General features: G+C 66.9%; 16 protein-coding genes. 11 read left to right on the forward strand and 5 right to left on the reverse strand.

Annotation, left to right across the window (positions count from 1 at the left end; genetic code table 11):
* The first annotated feature begins 44 nt into the window (after window positions 1–44).
* From XI02_RS05275 to XI02_RS05305, 7 genes are all read left to right on the forward strand, one after another.
* On the forward strand, window positions 45–1058 hold the full coding sequence (locus XI02_RS05275) for an ABC transporter permease (RefSeq protein WP_172648902.1): 1014 nt from the start codon (window positions 45–47) through the stop codon (window positions 1056–1058).
* Window positions 1059–1168: 110 nt separating this feature from the next.
* Window positions 1169–2068, forward strand: coding sequence for an ABC transporter permease (locus tag XI02_RS05280; protein WP_172648901.1), 900 nt, complete (start codon window positions 1169–1171; stop codon window positions 2066–2068).
* Window positions 2069–2165: 97 nt separating this feature from the next.
* Window positions 2166–3881 (forward strand): ABC transporter ATP-binding protein, encoded by a 1716-nt coding sequence (locus tag XI02_RS05285; protein WP_172648900.1) that lies wholly within the window; start codon window positions 2166–2168, stop codon window positions 3879–3881.
* A gap of 93 nt (window positions 3882–3974) precedes the next feature.
* Complete coding sequence (locus tag XI02_RS05290) at window positions 3975–4154, forward strand: DUF4089 domain-containing protein (RefSeq protein ID WP_018269566.1); 180 nt, start codon at window positions 3975–3977, stop codon at window positions 4152–4154.
* A gap of 28 nt (window positions 4155–4182) precedes the next feature.
* The gene (locus XI02_RS05295; RefSeq protein ID WP_172649293.1) at window positions 4183–5559 is read left to right on the forward strand and encodes an AtzE family amidohydrolase; all 1377 of its coding nucleotides are present in this window, start codon (window positions 4183–4185) and stop codon (window positions 5557–5559) included.
* 1 nt (window position 5560) lies between these two features.
* Complete coding sequence (hpxZ, locus tag XI02_RS05300) at window positions 5561–5953, forward strand: oxalurate catabolism protein HpxZ (protein WP_172648899.1); 393 nt, start codon at window positions 5561–5563, stop codon at window positions 5951–5953.
* Between the two features lie 13 nt (window positions 5954–5966).
* A complete protein-coding gene (locus XI02_RS05305) occupies window positions 5967–6686 on the forward strand; it encodes a GntR family transcriptional regulator (RefSeq protein ID WP_018269568.1) in 720 nt (239 codons plus the stop codon).
* Window positions 6687–6741: 55 nt separating this feature from the next.
* Here the strand turns inward: XI02_RS05305 and atzF are convergent, their stop codons facing one another.
* Complete coding sequence (gene atzF, locus XI02_RS05310) at window positions 6742–8481, reverse strand: allophanate hydrolase (RefSeq protein WP_244981171.1); 1740 nt, start codon at window positions 8479–8481, stop codon at window positions 6742–6744.
* 283 nt (window positions 8482–8764) lie between these two features.
* Window positions 8765–9295: a MarR family winged helix-turn-helix transcriptional regulator gene (locus XI02_RS05315; protein ID WP_016841122.1), complete on the reverse strand. Its 531-nt coding sequence runs from the start codon at window positions 9293–9295 to the stop codon at window positions 8765–8767.
* 203 nt (window positions 9296–9498) lie between these two features.
* On the opposite strand from XI02_RS05315, the gene XI02_RS05320 reads away from it, so the two are divergent.
* Window positions 9499–11355 carry a feruloyl-CoA synthase gene (locus XI02_RS05320; protein ID WP_172649292.1) on the forward strand — a complete coding sequence of 619 codons (1857 nt, stop codon included), beginning with the start codon at window positions 9499–9501 and terminating at the stop codon, window positions 11353–11355.
* A gap of 478 nt (window positions 11356–11833) precedes the next feature.
* On the opposite strand, the gene XI02_RS05325 is transcribed toward XI02_RS05320, so the two are convergent.
* Complete coding sequence (locus tag XI02_RS05325) at window positions 11834–12358, reverse strand: MarR family winged helix-turn-helix transcriptional regulator (protein WP_244980828.1); 525 nt, start codon at window positions 12356–12358, stop codon at window positions 11834–11836.
* A gap of 82 nt (window positions 12359–12440) precedes the next feature.
* On the opposite strand from XI02_RS05325, the gene XI02_RS05330 reads away from it, so the two are divergent.
* Together XI02_RS05330 and XI02_RS05335 are read left to right on the forward strand one after the other, a co-directional pair.
* A complete protein-coding gene (locus XI02_RS05330; protein ID WP_172648897.1) occupies window positions 12441–13643 on the forward strand; it encodes a cytochrome P450 in 1203 nt (400 codons plus the stop codon).
* A gap of 46 nt (window positions 13644–13689) precedes the next feature.
* The gene (locus XI02_RS05335) at window positions 13690–14916 is read left to right on the forward strand and encodes an ABC transporter substrate-binding protein (protein ID WP_038373743.1); all 1227 of its coding nucleotides are present in this window, start codon (window positions 13690–13692) and stop codon (window positions 14914–14916) included.
* Window positions 14917–15130: 214 nt separating this feature from the next.
* Here XI02_RS05335 and XI02_RS05340 read toward each other — a convergent pair whose 3' ends face one another.
* Window positions 15131–15784: an isochorismatase family protein gene (locus tag XI02_RS05340; protein WP_172648896.1), complete on the reverse strand. Its 654-nt coding sequence runs from the start codon at window positions 15782–15784 to the stop codon at window positions 15131–15133.
* Between the two features lie 150 nt (window positions 15785–15934).
* On the opposite strand from XI02_RS05340, the gene XI02_RS05345 reads away from it, so the two are divergent.
* Window positions 15935–16885 (forward strand): helix-turn-helix domain-containing protein, encoded by a 951-nt coding sequence (locus XI02_RS05345; RefSeq protein ID WP_016841117.1) that lies wholly within the window; start codon window positions 15935–15937, stop codon window positions 16883–16885.
* Window positions 16886–17074: 189 nt separating this feature from the next.
* Here XI02_RS05345 and XI02_RS05350 read toward each other — a convergent pair whose 3' ends face one another.
* Window positions 17075–18349: an NAD(P)/FAD-dependent oxidoreductase gene (locus XI02_RS05350; protein WP_069277587.1), complete on the reverse strand. Its 1275-nt coding sequence runs from the start codon at window positions 18347–18349 to the stop codon at window positions 17075–17077.
* Between the last annotated feature and the right edge of the window lie 91 nt (window positions 18350–18440).

Raw genomic sequence — 18440 nt, forward strand, 5'->3', positions numbered from 1 at the left:
CCTCGCAGTCCCGTTGTGGCCTGCGATAGAGCTGAGATCGCGCCATGCTGACCCTGATCGGCAAGCGGCTGCTGTTCGCGATCCCTTCGCTGATCGGGGTCGTGATTGTGACGTTCCTGCTGACGCGCGCGCTGCCGGGCGATCCCGCAGCGTATTTCGCCGGCCCGGCGGCCACCAAGGAGGCGGTCGATCAGATCAGGAAGAAGCTCGGCTTCGACAAGCCGCTGATCGAGCAGTTCGTGCGCTATACCAACGATCTCGCCCACGGCGATCTCGGCTCATCGCTCACCACCGGTCAGCCGGTGGCAGCCGAGCTGCGCAACCGCCTGCCGGCATCGGCCGAGCTCACTCTGCTCGGCCTCGTCGTCTCCATCGTGATCGCGATCCCGCTCGGCATGCTGGCGGCGACGCGGCCCGGCTCCTGGATCGACCATCTCTGCCGCGTCACCACCACGGCCGGCGTGTCGCTGCCGGTGTTCTTCACCGGGCTCGTGCTGGTCTATCTGTTCTACTTCCGCCTCGGCTGGTCGCCGGCGCCGCTCGGCCGGCTCGACGTGTTCTACAGCGCGCCGCCGACGGTCACCGGCTTCTATCTCGTCGACACGCTGATCGCGCGGGACTTCGAAGCGTTTCGTTCCGCGCTCAGCCAATTGATCCTGCCGGCGGTGACGCTCGCGATCTTCTCGCTGGCGCCGATCGCGCGGATGACGCGGGCCTCGATGCTGGCGGTGCTGGCGTCCGACTTCGTCCGCACCGCGCGCGCCAGTGGCCTGTCGCCCGGCAAGGTGATCGTCACCTATGCCTTCCGCAACGCGATGCTGCCGGTCATCACCACGCTCAGCATGGTGTTCTCGTTCCTGCTCGGGGCCAATGTGCTGGTGGAAAAGGTGTTCGCCTGGCCCGGCATCGGCTCCTACGCGGTCGAGGCGCTGATCGCGTCCGACTTCGCGCCGGTGCAGGGCTTCGTGCTGACCATGGCGGTCATGTACGTTCTGCTCAATCTGATGATCGACATCCTCTACGGCGTGATCGATCCCCGCGTCAGGCTGGAGGGCTAAACATGATCCGGAAAAGTGCGAAGCGGTTTTCCGAAAAGATCATGCTCAAACAAGGAGCTGAAGCGCGATGACGATGCAACCTGATCTCATCGCGCTTTAGGGAGGGACGCATGAGTACCGTCGCGCCGACCGTCGAACCCGCAGGTCCCGCCCGCACGTCGGGGCTTGCCGCTGCTCTTGATCAGACCCGTTACGTCTTGAGCGAAAACAAGGTCACCGGCTTTGCCTTCGCGCTGCTTATCCTGATCTTGTTTGCCGCGCTGTTCGGGCCCTATGTCGTGCCGTACGACCCGCTCGCCTCCGACACCGCGGCGGCATTGAAGCCGCCGTCCGCCGCGCACTGGTTCGGCACCGATCAGCTCGGCCGCGACATCTTCAGCCGCGTCATCGTCGCGACACGGCTCGACACCTTCATCGCGGTCGCCTCCGTGGTGCTGGTGTTCCTGATGGGCGGGCTGGCCGGCATCGCCGCCGGCTATTTCGGCGGCTGGACCGACCGTATCGTCGGCCGCATCGCCGACACCATCATGGCGTTTCCGCTGTTCGTGCTGGCGATGGGCATCGTCGCGGCGCTCGGCAACACCGTGGAGAACATCATCATCGCCACCGCGATCGTGAACTTCCCGCTCTACGCCCGCGTCGCGCGCGCCGAGGCAAATGTCCGCCGCAACGCCGGCTTCGTGCAGGCGGCGCGGCTCTCGGGCAATGGCGAATACCGCATTCTGCTCGGGCACATCCTGCCGAACATCATGCCGATCATGATCGTGCAGATGTCGCTGACCATGGGCTATGCGATCCTCAACGCCGCGGGCCTGTCCTTCATCGGGCTCGGCGTCCGGCCACCGACCGCCGAGTGGGGCATCATGGTCGCCGAGGGCGCAGGCTTCATGGTGTCCGGCGAATGGTGGATCGCGCTGTTCCCGGGCCTTGCGCTGATGATCGCGGTGTTCTGCTTCAACCTGCTCGGCGACGGCCTGCGCGACATCGTCGACCCGCAGCGGAGGACATGATGCCTGTCCCGGTCCGGTGTCGTGTTACCGCTCCGCTCCTTTGCATGGGGTTGTTTTGCGGATTTTTGGATGACGCACCCCATGAGGGGAGGCGCGCATGACCGCCCAGCCGCTGCTCGACGTCAGCGACCTCACGGTCGAGTTCACGACGCGTCGCGGCATCGTCAAGGCGGTGCAGCACGTCAACATATCGGTCGGCAAGGGTGAGACCGTCGGCATCGTCGGCGAGTCCGGCTCCGGCAAGTCGGTGACCTCCTATGCCGTGATGCGCATCCTCGATCGCGCCGGCCGGATCGCCGAGGGCTCGGTGATGTTCTCCGGCATCGACGTCAAGTCGGCCTCGGAGAGCCAGATGCGCGATCTGCGTGGCCGCGAAGTCTCGATGATCTTCCAGAACCCGCGCGCCGCGCTCAATCCGATCCGCAAGGTCGGACACCAGATCGAGGACGTGCTGCGCCAGCACGTCCAGCAGGCGCAGGTCACCGATCGCGGCGAGACGGCGATCGAGGCGCTGGAGCAGGTCAAGATCGCGCGCGCACGCGAGCGCTACCACGCCTATCCGTTCGAGCTGTCCGGCGGCATGTGCCAGCGCGTCGTCATCGCGCTCGCGCTGGCCTGCAATCCGCAGCTTCTGATCGCCGATGAGCCGACCACCGGGCTCGATGTCACCACCCAGAAGGCGGTGATGGACCTGATCGTCGAGCTGACCCGGCGCCGATCGATGTCGACGATCCTGATCACGCATGATCTCGGCCTCGCCGCCGCCTATTGCGACCGCGTGGTGGTGATGGAGAAGGGCCGTGTGGTCGAGACCGCTGTCTCGGCCGACATCTTCGCCGCGCCCCGGCACGCCTACACCAGGAAGCTGATGCGCGCGACGCCGCGGATCGGGGTGTCGCTGCGGGATCTGTTGCCGGAGGAAGAGGCGAACTCGCCGCGACAAACCTCCGTCAAACCCGGGGGTGACGAGCGAACACAGCCCCTCCTATCAGTCGAAAAGCTCGTCAAGGAATATCCGCGCCAGGGCGCGGGCGGGGTGCTCGCAAAGCTGTTCGGGCGCAAGCCGCCGGTCGAGGAGGAGATCTTCCGCGCGGTCGACGGCATCAGTTTCCAGGTCGACCATGGCGAGAGCGTCGGGCTGGTCGGCGAATCCGGATGCGGCAAGTCGACGACGTCGATGATGGTGATGCGGCTGCTGGATCAGACTTCCGGCCGCATCATGTTCGACGGCGAGGACATCGGCGGCATCGCGCCGCAGTCCTTCGCGCGGCTGCCGCGGCGCAGCCAGATCCAGATGGTGTTTCAGGATCCGACCGACAGCCTCAACCCGCGCTTCACCGCGGCGCGCGCGATCGCGGACCCGATCATGCAGCTCGGCGACATCAGTGGGCGTGATGCGCTCCGCGACCGCTGCGAGGAGCTCGCGCGGCTGGTCGGTCTGCCGGTCAATCTGTTGGACCGCTTCCCGCACCAGCTGTCCGGCGGCCAGAAGGCCCGCGTCGGCATCGCGCGCGCCATCGCGCTGCACCCGAAGCTCGTGATCCTCGACGAGCCGACCGCGGCGCTTGATGTCTCGGTGCAGGCGGTGGTGCTCAATCTGCTGCAGGACCTCAAGCAGTCGATGGGCATGAGCTATTTGTTCGTGTCGCACGACCTCAACGTCGTGCGCCTGCTGTGTGATCGCGTCATCGTGATGCGCGCCGGCCGCATCGTGGAGCAGGGCACATCCGAACACGTCTTGGGCAATCCGCAGGATGCCTATACAAGGGAACTGCTGACGGCGATCCCGCATCCGCCGCTGCCGGTGTCTTGACGCATGATCCGGAAAAGTAGGAACCGGTTTTCCCTGCGACAAACGCGAAGCGTTTGCGCGGAGATCATGCGCAAAATCGTTATTGGGAGCGAAATGACCGATCATCTCGACGACTATATGAACGCCGTCGCCCGCGCGATGGCGTTGCCGCTGGAGGACGCCTGGCGTCCGGCGGTGCGCGCCAATCTCGACGTCTCGCTGCGGCTGGCGCGGCTGGTCGATGACTTCCCGCTGCCGGACGACGTCGTGTCGGCTGCCGTCTATTCGACCTGAGATCGCGATGTCCGAAACTTCTGCTTCCATGTCGGCTGCCGAGACCGCGCAGGCCGTATCGAGCCGCAAGATCACGGCTCTTGCCGCGACCGAGGCTGCGCTGGCGCGGATCGCGGCGCATGACAAGGTCCTCAACGCCTTCACGGACGTCACCGTCGATCGCGCGCGCGCCAGGGCCAGCGCGATCGATGCCGCGATCGCCGCAGGTCAACCGGTCGGCCCGCTGGCCGGCGTTCCGTTCGCGGTGAAGAACCTGTTCGATGTGCAGGGTCTTCCGACCCGCGCCGGCTCGAAGATCAACCGCGACCTGCCGCCGTCGCCGCGCGACGCGACGCTGATCGAGCGGATGGAGGCGGCCGGTGCGGTGCTGGTCGGCGCGCTCAACATGGGCGAATACGCCTACGACTTCACCGGCGAGAACGTGCATGACGGCCCGTCGCGCAATCCGCATGATCCGGCGCGGATGACCGGCGGCTCTTCCGGGGGCTCCGGCAGCGCTGTCGGCGGCGCGCTGGTGCCGATCGCGCTCGGCTCCGATACCAACGGCTCGATCCGCGTGCCGTCGTCGTTCTGCGGCACGTTCGGCCTGAAGCCGACCTATGGCCGGCTGTCGCGCGCGCGGTCCTATCCGTTCGTCGCCAGCCTCGATCATCTCGGCCCGCTGGCGCGCAGCGTGAAGGATCTCGCGCTTGCCTATGATGCCATGCAGGGACCTGACGCCGATGATCCGGCCTGCATTGTGCAGTCCCTCGAGCCGACCTTGCCGTTGCTTGCCAATGATATTGGCGGGCTGCGGGTCGCGATCGCCGGCGGCTATTTCCAGCAGAATCTGTTTCCGGAGGCGGCAGAGGCGGTCGCGCGCGTCGCGAAGGCGCTCGGTGCCACGCAGACCGTGGAGCTTCCCGAAGCGGCGCGCGCCCGTGCCGCGGCCTACATCATCACCACGACCGAGGGTGCCGCGCTGCATCTCGATCACCTGCGCAACCGTCCCAACGATTTCGATCCGGCGGTGCGCGACCGTCTCATTGCGGGCGCGATGATCCCGGCGGTCTATGTCGACAAGGCGCAGAAATTCCGCCGCTGGTATCGCGCCAGGGTGCTGGAGCTGTTCCAGTCGGTCGACGTTGTCCTGGCGCCGGCGACGCCGTGCACCGCACCGAACATCGGCCAGGCCAGCTTTACGCTCGACGGCGTCGAGCTTCCGGTGCGCGCCAATATCGGCATCCACACCCAGCCGATCTCCTTCATCGGCCTGCCGGTGGTCGCCGTGCCGGTGCCGCTTGAACCGATGCCGATCGGCGTGCAGATCATTGCGGCGCCCTGGCGCGAGGACGTCGCGCTGCGGGTCGCCTACGCGCTCGAACAGATGGGCGTTGCGGCCGCGCCGGCGCCGAGAGGGATCTAACATGGATATCGATCTTCCCGACGTCGTCGCCGAGGTCACCGCGCAGTTCCAGCGATATGAGCAGGCGCTGGTCTCGAACGATGTTGCCGTGCTCGACGAGCTGTTCCGCGACGACCGCCGTACGCTGCGTTACGGCATTGGCGAGAATCTCTATGGCTATGCCGAGATCATGGCGTTTCGCGCAGGACGCTCGCCGGTCGGGCTGATGCGCAAGATCGAGCGGACCGTGATCACGACCTATGGCCGCGACACCGCGATCGCCTCGACGCTGTTCTACCGGGACAGCGCACCGGGTAGGGTGGGGCGGCAGATGCAGACGTGGATTCGTTTCCCCGAGGGCTGGAGAATCGTCGCGGCCCATGTCAGCGTCATCGATGAACCCAAAGGTGCTTGAAGGGCGCTCGAGGATGAGCCTGGACGATCTGCCCCAGGGTGCAGAATCCGAGATGACGGTGCGCCGCATCGACCGTCCGTCATCGCTGGTCGACAAGATCACCCGTGCCGAAGAGCTGCGGCTGCAGCTTGCCGACGAGATCGTGCGCGGCACGCTGCCGCCGGGCGCCGGGCTCGACGAGACCGACCTTGCGCGGCGATTCAACGTCTCGCGCACCCCGGTGCGCGAGGCGCTGCGGCAGCTTGCTGCCAGCGGCCTGATCGATGCCCGCGCGCATCGCGGCGCCGTGGTGGCGCGGCCCTCGCTTGAACGGCTCACCGGCATGTTCGAGGCGATGGCCGAGCTGGAGGCGATCTGCGCCGGCCTCGCCGCCGAGCGGATGACGCCGGCGGAGCGCCACGCGCTGGAAGCGATCCACGAGGAATTGCGGGTGCTGAGCTATACCGGCAATCCCGAGCGCTTCCACGAGGTCAATGAGCGCTTCCACAACGCGATCTATGCCGGCTCGCAAAACGCCTATATCGCCGAGATCACGCTGGCGACGCGGGTGCGCGTGCAGCCGTTCCGCCGCGCCCAGTTCCGCAACCTCGGCCGTCTGGCAAAATCCCACGCCGAGCACGACCGCGTCGTCGTCGCCATCATGCGCGGCGACAAGACAGGCGCCGCCGCGGCGATGCGCGCCCATATCGAGCAGGTGCGGGGGGAATACGAGACCTACGCGGTGTCGGTGTAGCTTCTTCTTACCTCTCCCCGCGAGAGCGGGGCGAGGGAGTGCACCGCCGGAGCGGCTAGGTCTTCGCCCTTTCCGCCATGAACGCCCGCCAGCCGCCATAGGATGAAATATCGCTCGCGCCATGGATCGCGGCGGGCTCGACGATGAAGCCCTTGGCTTGCCGGCCGTCGGCGAGCCTGATCGTGCCGATCGACAGCGGCGGCGGGATCGCGGCGACGAATGTTCCGAATGCTGCCGGTGACATCGCCCACAGTTCGAGCTTGATCGATGCGCCGGCACCGGCCTCGATGCGCAGCATGCCGGGCTTGGGCGGCGTGGTGTCGAGTGCGTAGAGCCTGTAGTCCGGCGCGGTGACCGCCTCTTCCAGCAGGCGCGCATCGAGCGTCGTCAGCTCGTGGTTCAGCGCCATGCCGGAGAGATGTGCGCCGACTACCGCGATGGTGATCTCACCGGAGGCGGCCTGCATCGGCGCGGCGGCGAGCGGCGGCTGCGGCAGTGAATTGGCGCCGAGCGCCAGTTTGGTGTCGGCATGGAAGATGCGGCCGATGCCGGCAAGCTCCGCGTCACGGCCGGCGGGAGCGAGCAGCGTGATGCCGAACGGCGCGCCGTCGGGCCGCATCGCGGCCGGCAGCGCCAGGCCGCACATATCGAGCAGGTTGACGAAATTGGTGTAGGTGCCGAGCCGCGAGTTGAGCTCGATCGGATTGGCGAGCACATCAGCGGTGGAATAGACGGTCGGAGCGGTCGGCAGCACGATGGCATCGAGTTGCGCAAGACTGCGCTCGGCGACGCGGCGCAGCGCCTCGAGGCGGTACAGCGCCGAGAAGGTGTCCGCAGCGGTGGGGCGCAATCCGCCGACGGTGATCTCGCGCGTCACCGGATGGACCGCCTCGGGTGACGACGCCAACAGGTCGCGGATCACGAGATAGCGCTCGGCGACCCACGGGCCCTCATAGAGCAGCCGCGCGGTCTCATAGAACGGCGCGAGGTCGAACCCGACGAGGTCGGCGCCAAGCGCCTGCCAGCGCTTGCACGCCTCGCCATAGGCCTTCTCGGCCTCATGATCGCCGAAGAATTTCAGCTGGCCGCTTTGGGGAATGCCGAGCTTCAGCTTCGCCGGAAACGCCGCGAGCGGGGCCAGCGGCCGATCGCGCGAGAACGGATCGGACTGATCGGGCCCGGACATCACGGCGAGCGCCGCCAGCGCGTCGTCGACGGTGAACGAGAAGATCGAGACGCAGTCGAGCGTGCGGCAGGCCGGCACGACGCCGGTGGTCGAGATCAGCCCAAGGCTCGGCTTCAGCCCGACGATGTTGTTGAGCATTGCCGGTACGCGGCCGCTGCCTGCAGTGTCGGTGCCGAGCGCAAGCGGCACCAGGCCCGCGGAGACCGCGACCGCGGAGCCCGAGCTCGATCCGCCCGGCACGAGATCGCCGCGCACCGGATTTTTGGGAATGCCGTAGGGCGAGCGCACGCCGACCAGGCCGGTGGCGAACTGGTCGAGATTGGTCTTGCCGATGATGATGGCGCCGGCCGCACGAAGCTTGGCGACCGCCGTGGAATCCTGCGCCGGCAGATAGGAGAACGCCGGGCAGGCGGCGGTGGTCGGCAGGCCCGCGACATCGATATTGTCCTTCACCGCAACCGGCACGCCATAGAGCGGCAACGTCGGATCGGCGAGCCGCCCAGCCTCGGCGAGCGCATCCGTCTCGTCGCGCAGGTTGATGAAGATGGCGGGGTCGTTGTGCTCGCGGATGCGCTGGTAGCTGCGCGCCACGGTTTGGGCCGGCGTCATGGTCCCGGCGCGGTGCGCGGCGACGATCGCGGCGACAGTTTCAGTCACGTCGTTGGCCTCATCTCGTGAGCGGGAGGCGTCGGACGCCCTCCGCAAGGGAATTGCAGCCCGATCGAAGCAAGCAATGTGCCATTGTGTACAATTCGCCCGCGCCCGTTATGAGGCAGATTATTGCACAATATCAGTTGCTTGAAATGCTCGTCGGGAACGGGCGCCGGTTGGCTTGAGAGGTATCTGCCCAATTTAAAGGCAGGCCTGATCAAGCCGAAATCTCGTCGCGAGGTCAGGTGAAGCAGGCCAGGATCTGCAGCAGCTGCTCGCGATTTTCCTTGCCGATCTTCTCGGCGACATGCCGCTCATGCTCGGCGGCGAGCCGCTTGAACCGCGCCAGCGCGGCCTTGCCGCGCGCGGTCAGATGCAGCGCATGGGAGCGGCGGTCGGTCGCGGAGGGGACGCGGCTGACGAAGTCGCGTGCTTCGAGGCTGTCGAGCAGATGCACCAGCCGCGCGCGCTCGATCCCGAGCCGCTTTGCCACCGCCATCTGGCTGAGGCCAGGATTGGCCCCGATCACGGTCATCACCGAATACTGGGTTGGGCGGATATCGACCGTCGCCAGCGTCTTGATGAAGTCCTGAAAGATCCAGAGCTGGAAGCGCCGCACCGCATAGCCGGCGTGACCGACCAGCGCGTCGAGGCCGATGTCGTCGCCGGCCTCGCCACTGCGCGCCCCGCCATTTGCTCTGTGCGACCGGGGGCGGCGGGTTGCCACTGCCGTTCCTGCCGCCTTGCGCGATGTCTTTTGCTGGCTTGCCATGACCGCAAGGCTAGCGCGGTCGAGGCGGGAGGGAAAGATTGTTGTTGACGACAACAATTGATGTCCGCAACATTATGATCAAAGAGCCCGGCCGGGACCGCGGCGCCGCACCATGTTGCGGCGCGGTCCCGATAAGACATGGGTGACAAGACCTGGGCGACAAGACCTGGGTGACAAGACTGGGCGAGGAGGAAACCATGACGATGGCCGCCGCCAGCGGAGACAATCCGAGCAGCCTGTTTGCGACGCCCGCGATCGTTGCGGCCAGCCGCAACGACGGCAGCATCCTGGTCCGCTCCACCACGCCGTTGAAGCAGGGCGCCCGCTGCGTCGGCGACTGGCTGGAGCATTGGGCGCGGCTGGCGCCGGATCGCATCTTCCTCGGCGAGCGCGCCAATGCCGAGGTACCCTGGAGCACCGTCAGCTATCGCGACGCGCTCGGCATCGTGCGGCGGGCCGCATCGTGGGTGCTGGCGCAAGGGCTGAGCGCTGAACGTCCGCTTGTCATTCTTTCCGACAACGGCATCGATCACGCGTTGTTCGCGCTCGCCGCGCAGCATGTCGGCGTGCCCTCGGCCGCGATCTCGCCGGCCTATTCGCTGATGTCCCGGGATTTCGACAAGCTGAAGGGCATGATCGAGTTGCTCGACCCCGGCGCGATCTATGCCACGAGCACAGGGCCGTTCGCGGCGGCGCTTGCCGCAATCAAGCCGCTGCATCGCGCAACCATCGTCAGCGGCAATCCCGACGATGCCGACGCATTGCCGTTCCGTGCCGTCGCTGCCACGCCGGAAGCGCCCGGGGTCGCCACGGCGTTCGCGGCGGTGACGGCGGACACGATCGCAAAACTCCTGTTCACCTCGGGCTCGACGGGGACGCCGAAGGCCGTGATCAACACCCAGCGCATGCTGACCTCCAGCCAGCAGGCCAAGGCGCAGACCTGGACGTTCCTGGAGCAGTCGCGCGACGATCTGGTTATCCTGGACTGGCTGCCCTGGAGCCACACCTTCGGCGCCAACCACAATTTCAACCTGGTGCTGCGCAACGGCGGCACGCTCTATATCGACGGCGGCAAGCCGGCGCCCGGGCTGTTCGCGACCTCGCTGGCCAACCTGCGCAGCGTGGTGCCGACGGTCTATTTCAACGTGCCGCGCGGGTTCGACATGCTGATCGCGGCGCTGCGCACCGACGACGAACTGCGCAGAAAATTCTTCGAGGGCACCAAATTCGCCTTCTATGCCGGCGCGGCGCTGCCGCAGAATCTGTGGGACGCGCTGGAGGACTTGTCGCTGCGGACCGTCGGCCGCCGGCTGCCGATGGTGTCGGCCTGGGGGTCGACCGAGACCTCGCCGCTCGCGACCGACTGCCACTTCCTGGCAAAACGCTCCGGCAATATCGGCGTGCCGATTCCCGGCACAGAGCTCAAGCTGGTGCCGTCGGGCGACAAGCTGGAGGTGCGGGTGCGCGGGCCCAACGTCACGCCGGGCTACTGGAAGGCGCCCGAACTCACCGCCGAGGCCTTCGACGACGAGGGTTTTTACAAGATCGGCGACGCCGTCACCTTCGCGGATCCGGCACGGCCCGATCTCGGCCTGTTCTTCGACGGCCGCGTGGCGGAGGACTTCAAGCTCAATTCCGGCACCTGGGTCAGCGTCGGCACCTTGCGCGTCGCCGGCATCGCGGCGCTGGCGCCGCTCGCGCAGGACATCGTCGTCACCGGCCATGGCCGCGACGAGGTGCGCTTCCTGGTGTTTCCGAATCTCGCCGCCTGCCGCGCGCTGGCAGGCCTGCCCGAGAGCGCCGATGCGCGGGAAGTGATCGGCCATCCGGCGGTCCGTTCCGCGATCGGGCGGGGGCTGGCGACGCTGAAGGCGCAGGGCGGCCATTCCTCCGGCCATGCCACGCGTGCGCTGCTGCTGGCCGAGCCCGCCTCGGTCGACGGCGGGGAGATCACCGACAAGGGCTACATCAACCAGCGCGCCGTGCTGACGCGCCGCGCCGCAGCGGTGGCGGTATTGGAGGACGATGGGTCGGGTGAGGCGATCGCCTGCGCGGGCTGAGATTGGGGGTAGAAAAGGCGGACGTAAGGAAGGCACCAGCGGGGGTTCCCTCCCCCTTGCGGGGGAGGGTTAGGGAGAGGGGTACCGCTTGCTCCGCTGCCGATTGAACACGAGGACACGCGTTCGTCGGTGAGCCAAGTCGTTGATGTGGCGTTGCGCAACGGCTCGAGTTGAGCCCGGGACCACCCCTCTCCCCAGCCCTCCCGCGCAAGGGGGGAGGGAGCCTGAGGAGTGTGCTCGCCTGACCTGATGGCGGCGTCACGTCCCTCCGCTTGCGACCCGACGACGCAGTGCATCACGGATTTTTAGTTGCCAGAGCAACTAAGCTGTGCGAGTTTCCGCACCCATAGGGACAGGGCCGGTCAACGGCCGCGCGTTTGGGAGGAGAATATTGCGCAGCACGGCGCGAGCGGCACGCATGGAAGATCTGGCGAATTCCACGGTGGCGCAGCGCGCCGCCCGTGGCCCGGCTACGCGGTCAGGTCGTGCTTTGCCCGGTGACGGCGTCGAGATTCTCGTGCAGCCGGCGCAGCAGCTCGATCAGCACCTCGCGCTCGTCCTTCTTCAGGCACGCAAGCAGCCGCCGCTCGCGCTCCAGCGCCGCGACGATGACCTTGTCGTGGATGGCGCGGCCGCGTGCGGTCAGTGTGATCGAATGGGTGCGGCCGTCGTCCGGCGCGGTGCGGATGGTCAGCAGGCCGCGCTTCTGCAATGCCGCGAGGTTGCGGCTGACCGGTCCCTTGTCGAAGCCGATCACCTGGCAGATCCGGGAGGCGGGAATGCCCGGCTCGATCGCCAGTTGCGAGATGATCCGCCACTCGGTGACGTTGACTCCGAAATTCTTCTGGTAAAAAGCGGTGGCGCTGTTCGACAGCTTGTTGCCGATGAAGGTGATGAATGCCGGCACATAGCGATTGAGGTCCAGCAGCGGGCCGTCGCTGGCGTCTGCGGGATCGGCCGGTCTCGGCCGGCGGGGCTTTCGGGGGAGGGGCTGGCTGCTCATCTCTCAAATCATCGCTGCGAAACTGTTCGGGAGCAATAGATATGCGGCCCGTGTTGACAAGATCAAACCTCGGGAGGTCCCGATGACTGCAACAGAAGCTGCGTCCGTCCCGCATCTCGACGTCGATCCGTTCGCGCTCGAGTTCTTCGCCGATCCTTTCCCGACCCATGAGCGGCTGCGCGAGGCCGGGCCGGTGGTCTATCTCGACAAGTGGAATGTCTATGGCGTGGCGCGCTACGCCGAGGTCCATGCGGTGCTGAACGATCCCGCGACCTTCTGCTCCAGCCGCGGCGTCGGCCTCAGCGACTTTTCCAAGGAGAAGCCGTGGCGGCCGCCGAGCCTGATCCTGGAGGCCGACCCGCCCGCCCATACCCGGACCCGCGCCGTGCTGAGCACGGTGTTGTCGGCGACCGTGATGAAGCAGCTTCGCGGGCAATTTGCCGCCGCCGCGGAGGCCCGCCTCGACGCGCTGCTGGAGAAGCGCAGGTTCGACGCGATCGCGGACCTTGCGGAAGCCTATCCGTTGTCGATCTTCCCGGATGCGCTCGGCCTGAGGCCGGAGGGCCGCGAGCATCTGCTGCCCTACGCCAGTCTGGTGTTCAATGCCTTCGGCCCGCCGAACGAGCTCCGCAAGGAGGCGATCGAGCGCTCGGCGCCGCATCAGGCCTATGTTGCCGAGCAATGCCAGCGCGACAATCTGACCCCGGGCGGCATCGGTGCCTGCATCCACGCCCATGTCGATACCGGCGCCATTACCGCGACCGAGGCGCCGCTGCTGGTGCGCTCGCTGCTGTCGGCCGGTCTCGATACGACCGTCAACGGCATCGGCGCCGCCGTCTACTGCCTTGCCCGCTTTCCCGACCAGCTCCAGAAACTGCGCGACGATCCGACGCTGGCGCGCAACGCCTTCGAAGAAGCCGTGCGGTTCGAAAGTCCGGTCCAGACTTTCTTCCGCACCACGACCCGTGACGTCGAGCTCAGTGGGGCCAGCATCGGCGAAGGCGAGAAGGTGCTGATGTTCCTGGCCGCGGCCAATCGCGATCCGCGCCGCTGGGAAGCGCCCGACAGCTACGACATCACGCGCCGCACGTCCGGTCATGTCGGCTACGGTTCGGGCATCCACATGTGCGTCGGCCAGCTCGTCGCCCGTCTCGAAGGCGAGGTGATGATGGCGGCGCTGGCGCGTCGTGTCGCCAGGATCGACATCACCGGCGAGCCGAAGCGCCTGTTCAACAACACACTGCGCGGGCTCAGCAGCCTGCCGGTCGAGATCACGCCGGCCTGACGAGACATCGGGGCTGGCTGAGGAGCGAGGCAAGGGAGGGGAGACGATGAGGGGCTTCGGGGTTGGGCGATTTAGGATTGGGCTTGCGCTGGCATTGGCCTGCGCCGCGGGGAGCGCACGCGCGGAGATTTCCGGCGACGTGGTCCGCGTCGGCGTGCTCAACGACATTTCCGGCATCTTCCAGGACACCAACGGCATGGGTTCGGTGGAAGCCGCGCGGATGGCCGCGGAGGATTTCGGCGGCGGCGGCAAGGGCATCAAGGTCGAGATCGTCTATGCCGATCACCAGAACAAGGCCGACGTGGGATCTGCGATCGCGCGCAAATGGCTCGATGTCGAAGGCGTCGATGCCATCGTCGACGTGCCGAACTCGGCGGTCGGGCTCGCCATCAACACCATCCTGCGCGATAGCCGGATGACGTTCCTGGCGTCGTCGACCGCGAGCTCCGATCTCACCGGCAAGGCCTGCTCGCCGAACACCATTCAATGGGTCAACGACGCCTGGGCCACCGGCAACACCACCGCGGCCGCGATGATGCAGCGCGGCGGCAAGGACTGGTACTTTGTGACCGTCGATTATGCACTCGGCAAAGGCATTGAAGCCGAAGCGACGAACTACATCGAGAAGCACGGCGGCAAGGTGCTGGGCTCGAGCAAGCATCCGCTCGGCACCTCGGACTTCGCGTCCTTCCTGCTGCAGGCGCAGAGCTCGAAAGCAAAAGTGATCGGGCTCGCCAATGCCGGCGGCGACACCATCAATGCGGTAAAGCAGGCCGCCGAGTTCGGCATCCAGCAGGGCGGCCAGACCATGGTGGCGTTCCTGCTGTTCGTGAACGACATCCACGGCATGGGCCTGAAGGTCGCGCAGGGCCTGCAGCTGCTGGAAGCCTTCTACTGGGACATGAACGACGACACCCGCGCGTTCGCAAAGCGCTTCGCCGCGCGTCCCGGCATGAACGGCAAGATGCCGAGCGGCAACCAGGCCGGCGTCTATGCCGCGACGCTCGCCTACCTCAACGCCGTTGCCGCCACCGGCAGCGACGACGCCAAGGCGGTGGTGCCGCAGATGAAGACCTTCAAGGGCAAGGACAGACTGTTCGGCGACACCACGATCCGCCAGGACGGCCGCGTCATCCACCCGATGTATCTGTTCGAGGTGAAAAAGCCGGAGGAGTCGAAGTACCCCTACGACTATTACAAGCTGATCGCGACCATCCCGGCCGACCAGGCGTTCCGCCCGCTGGCCGATGGCGGCTGCTCACTGGTGAAGTGACGAGGGTGGCTGCCGCCCCGGTCTCGCGTTTCGCCTCGCCCCGCTTGCGGGGAGAGGCCGACGTGCACCGAACGATGCGAAGCATCGTCCGGAGCGCGGCGGGTGAGGGGGACTCTCCGCGAATTGTGCTCGTGGATGGAGCCCCTCACCCCAACCTTCTAAGAGCGAGCTTCGCTCGTCTCGACCCCGTAAGAACGGGGAGAGGGAGAAGAACCTACGCCGCCTTCGAACCCGCCACCTTGATCCGCGCCAGCATCTCGGCCGCCGTCATCACATGCGCGGTTGAGAACGCGAGGATCGTCAGCGTGGCACGGTGCACCTCCTCGGCGGACAGCGCGCCCTGGCCGACATCGGGATAGTCGAACGTGCCGGTCGCGTCCGACAGGAAGACGACCTTGTAATTGTGGAACATGGCGTCGCGCGCGGTGGCGTGGCAGCAGTTCTCGGTCGTGGTCCCCGAGATGATCACCGTGGTGATGCCCCATTCGCGCAGGATGAGATCGAGATCGGTGGCGAAGAACGCGCTGTAGCGGTGCTTCTTGATGACGTGCTCGCCGGGGGCGGGCGCGAGGTCGTTGAAGATCTCGACGCCCTCGGTGCCGTCGACCAGCGACGACCGGTCGGCGATCGGCGAATAGAGATCGTCATAGAGCCCCATGTCGCTGCCGTCGCGGCGATGCACATGCGCGGTGTAGATGACGCGGATGCCCTTGTCGCGGCAGGCCTTCAGGGTCTGCGCCAGCCGCGGCACCATGGCGGCGGCCTGGGCCGAACGCAGCTTGGCGCCCTCGGCCACGAAATCGTTCTGCATGTCGACAACGATCATGACGGTTCGCGCCGGATCGATGATGTCGCACTGGTAGCCCATATGATGCCTCCTCTCCTGGTGGGAGACGTTTTCTACACCGGCCGCGGCGGCCGTTCTTGGCTGCGCTGGCCAGCCGCTGGTCTCTGCTTGCCAGAACGGAGGGCTGGACGCAGAATATCCCGCTGCCGGGTTGGGCGGGAGCAAGGTCCGATGCAGACCCCAGATCACACAGTCGTCGCGCAAACGCTTGTTGCGCCGGGTGACAGTTTCGACCGCTGGCATCACGTCACCTGCCGCGAATTCTCGCTGACCGAATGCCGCCGCGTCGCCGACGAGGCGTTCCAGGCCTCGATCTCGATCCGCCATCTCGGCCCGCTTGCGATCAACGACATCTGGTCGTCGACGCCGGCCGCCGACCGCATCCGGGTGATGCGCAGCGCGAGCGACGTCCGCAGGGATCCGCGCGACTATTTCATGCTGTGGCTCACGCTGCGCGGCGAGGTCGGCTTTGCACAAGGCGGCCGCGACGTGCGCATGCGCCGGGGCGATCTGATGCTGCATGACCAGGCGCAGCCGTTCACGCTCGAATTCGCCCCGAGCGCGCGCGCGATCATGGTGTCGATCCCGCGGCCGTTGCTGCTCGCGCGCCTGCCGGATGCGCAGCGCCTGACGGCGCGGCGGGTCGGCAGCGCGTCGAAAGTGGGAGCGCTGGCGGGATCGCTGATCCGCCGGCTGACGCGGCTCGATGACGCGGCGGGACCAGCGGCGATACGGCTTGGCGCGGCGGCGCTCGATATTTTCGCAACCACGCTGCAGACCGAGCTGACGGACGAAGCGCCCCAGCGCGGCGACGAAAGGCTCATGCGGGTCAAGGCCTACATGTTGGCCAATCTCGACGATCCCGGGCTCGATCTCGATGCGATCGCCGCCGCGCAGAACATGGCGCCGCGCACGCTCAATCGCCTGTTCGCGCGTGAAGGCACGACGCCGATCCGCTGGCTGTGGCAGCAGCGCCTCGCCGGCGCCTATCAGGCGCTGGCCGAGCGGCGCTTCAGCCATGTCACCGATGTCGCGCTGAGCTTCGGCTTCAGCGACGTCTCGCATTTCAGCCGCGCCTTCAAGGCCGCGTTCGGCCGCTCGCCGCATCAGGTGATGGGGTGAGGGGCTGCGGTTTGATACAGATCGTGGCTCCGTCATCCTGAGGAGCCGCGAAGCGGCGTCTCGAAGGATCGACGGCCCCACTATCGCCGTTAGACGATCAACGCACACCAAGCGATCCGGGGCCGTGCATCCTTCGAGACGCGCCTGCGGCGCTCCTCAGGATGACGGAGCTAGTGCGTGCAAGCCGCCCTACTGCGCCACCTTGCTGCTGCCTTGCGTGATCAGCCGCGCGGCGCGCTGGTCGCGGGTGTGGATCCAGAGCCAGTTCATCGCCACCGCGATCCGATGGCGCACGCCGATCAGGAAGTAGATGTGGGCGAGACCCCAGATCCACCATGCCAGAGAGCCGCGCAGCTTGAGCCAGCCGAAATCGATCACCGCCTTCTTCTTGCCGATCTGGGCGAGGCTGCCGGCATGCTTGTAGCGGAACGGCGGCAGCGTCTTGCCGTCGAGCCGGGCCTTGATCAGCGCGGCGACATAGCGCCCCTCCTGCTTGGCGGCCGGCGCGATGCCGGGCACCGGATTGCCGTCGGGGCCCTTGATCGTGACGGTGTCGCCGATCGCGAAGACATCGGGGTGGCCCGGCACGGTGAGATCGAGCTCGACCTGCAGCCGATGGGCGCGATCGGCCGGCGCGTTCAGCCACTCGGCGGCGCGCGAGGCGCGCACGCCGGCGGCCCAGACGATGGTGCGCGCCTCCAGCCTCTTGCCGCCGAACACCACGCCGTCGGCCGAGCATTCAGTGACCGGCTCGCCCAGCATCACCTCGACGCCGAGCTTTTCCAGCGAGGCCTGCGCATAGGCCGAGAGATCGTCGGGAAATCCCGCCAGCACGCGCGAGCCGGCCTCGATCAGCACCACGCGCGCCTTGCGTGTGTCGATGTGACGGAAGTCTTGCGGCAGCGTGTCCTTGGCGAGGTCGGCGATGGTGCCGGCCATCTCGACGCCGGTCGGCCCGGCGCCGATGATGACGAAGGTCAGCAGCGCCGCGCGCTTGTCCGGATCGGTCTCGCGCTCGGCGCGCTCGAAGGCGACCAGGATGCGCCGCCGCAGCGTGGTCGCGTCCTCCAGCGTCTTCAGGCCGGGCGCGAACGGCTCCCATTCGTCATGGCCGAAATAGGCGTGGCGCGCGCCGGTGGCGAGAACCAGCGTGTCATAGGGAATGCTGCCGCCGTCGTCGAGCTGCACGCATTTCGCTGCCGCGTCGACGCCGCAGACATTGGCGAACAGCGTCGTCACCTCGGGCCGGTCGCGCAGCAGATACCGGATCGGCCATGCGATCTCGCTGGTGGCAAGCGAAGCGGTCGCGACCTGATAGAGCAGCGGCTGGAACAGATGGTGGTTGCGGCGGTCGATCAGCGTGATCTCGACCGGCGCCCCTGCGAGACCGAAGGCGGCTTCCAAGCCGCCGAAGCCGGCGCCGACGATCACCACGCGATGAGGTTTGGCCGGCGCTTGCGTCATCTGATGTCGCTCTCGGGTTCGAACGGCTTCGTCGTTTGATTATGTATTCATTCGCAGCCTCATTCCAACACGAAATGCCCGATCGCCCGAT

This window comes from Bradyrhizobium sp. CCBAU 21365 (genome assembly GCF_015291305.1).
GTDB classification, from domain to species: Bacteria; Pseudomonadota; Alphaproteobacteria; order Rhizobiales; family Xanthobacteraceae; genus Bradyrhizobium; species Bradyrhizobium elkanii.

Excerpts from the sequence above, each read along its gene's own strand:
- XI02_RS05320 (WP_172649292.1), top strand. The coding sequence starts at position 9,499 with ATGGCCGCCGCCAGCGGAGACAATCCGAGCAGCCTGTTTGCGACGCCC.
- hpxZ (WP_172648899.1), top strand. The coding sequence starts at position 5,561 with ATGGATATCGATCTTCCCGACGTCGTCGCCGAGGTCACCGCGCAGTTC.
- XI02_RS05325 (WP_244980828.1), bottom strand. The coding sequence starts at position 12,358 with ATGAGCAGCCAGCCCCTCCCCCGAAAGCCCCGCCGGCCGAGACCGGCC.
- XI02_RS05340 (WP_172648896.1), bottom strand. The coding sequence starts at position 15,784 with ATGGGCTACCAGTGCGACATCATCGATCCGGCGCGAACCGTCATGATC.
- XI02_RS05315 (WP_016841122.1), bottom strand. The coding sequence starts at position 9,295 with ATGGCAAGCCAGCAAAAGACATCGCGCAAGGCGGCAGGAACGGCAGTG.
- XI02_RS05290 (WP_018269566.1), top strand. The coding sequence starts at position 3,975 with ATGACCGATCATCTCGACGACTATATGAACGCCGTCGCCCGCGCGATG.
- XI02_RS05345 (WP_016841117.1), top strand. The coding sequence starts at position 15,935 with ATGCAGACCCCAGATCACACAGTCGTCGCGCAAACGCTTGTTGCGCCG.
- XI02_RS05305 (WP_018269568.1), top strand. The coding sequence starts at position 5,967 with ATGAGCCTGGACGATCTGCCCCAGGGTGCAGAATCCGAGATGACGGTG.
- XI02_RS05330 (WP_172648897.1), top strand. The coding sequence starts at position 12,441 with ATGACTGCAACAGAAGCTGCGTCCGTCCCGCATCTCGACGTCGATCCG.
- XI02_RS05295 (WP_172649293.1), top strand. The coding sequence starts at position 4,183 with ATGTCGGCTGCCGAGACCGCGCAGGCCGTATCGAGCCGCAAGATCACG.
- XI02_RS05350 (WP_069277587.1), bottom strand. The coding sequence starts at position 18,349 with ATGACGCAAGCGCCGGCCAAACCTCATCGCGTGGTGATCGTCGGCGCC.
- atzF (WP_244981171.1), bottom strand. The coding sequence starts at position 8,481 with ATGACGCCGGCCCAAACCGTGGCGCGCAGCTACCAGCGCATCCGCGAG.
- XI02_RS05285 (WP_172648900.1), top strand. The coding sequence starts at position 2,166 with ATGACCGCCCAGCCGCTGCTCGACGTCAGCGACCTCACGGTCGAGTTC.
- XI02_RS05280 (WP_172648901.1), top strand. The coding sequence starts at position 1,169 with ATGAGTACCGTCGCGCCGACCGTCGAACCCGCAGGTCCCGCCCGCACG.
- XI02_RS05275 (WP_172648902.1), top strand. The coding sequence starts at position 45 with ATGCTGACCCTGATCGGCAAGCGGCTGCTGTTCGCGATCCCTTCGCTG.
- XI02_RS05335 (WP_038373743.1), top strand. The coding sequence starts at position 13,690 with ATGAGGGGCTTCGGGGTTGGGCGATTTAGGATTGGGCTTGCGCTGGCA.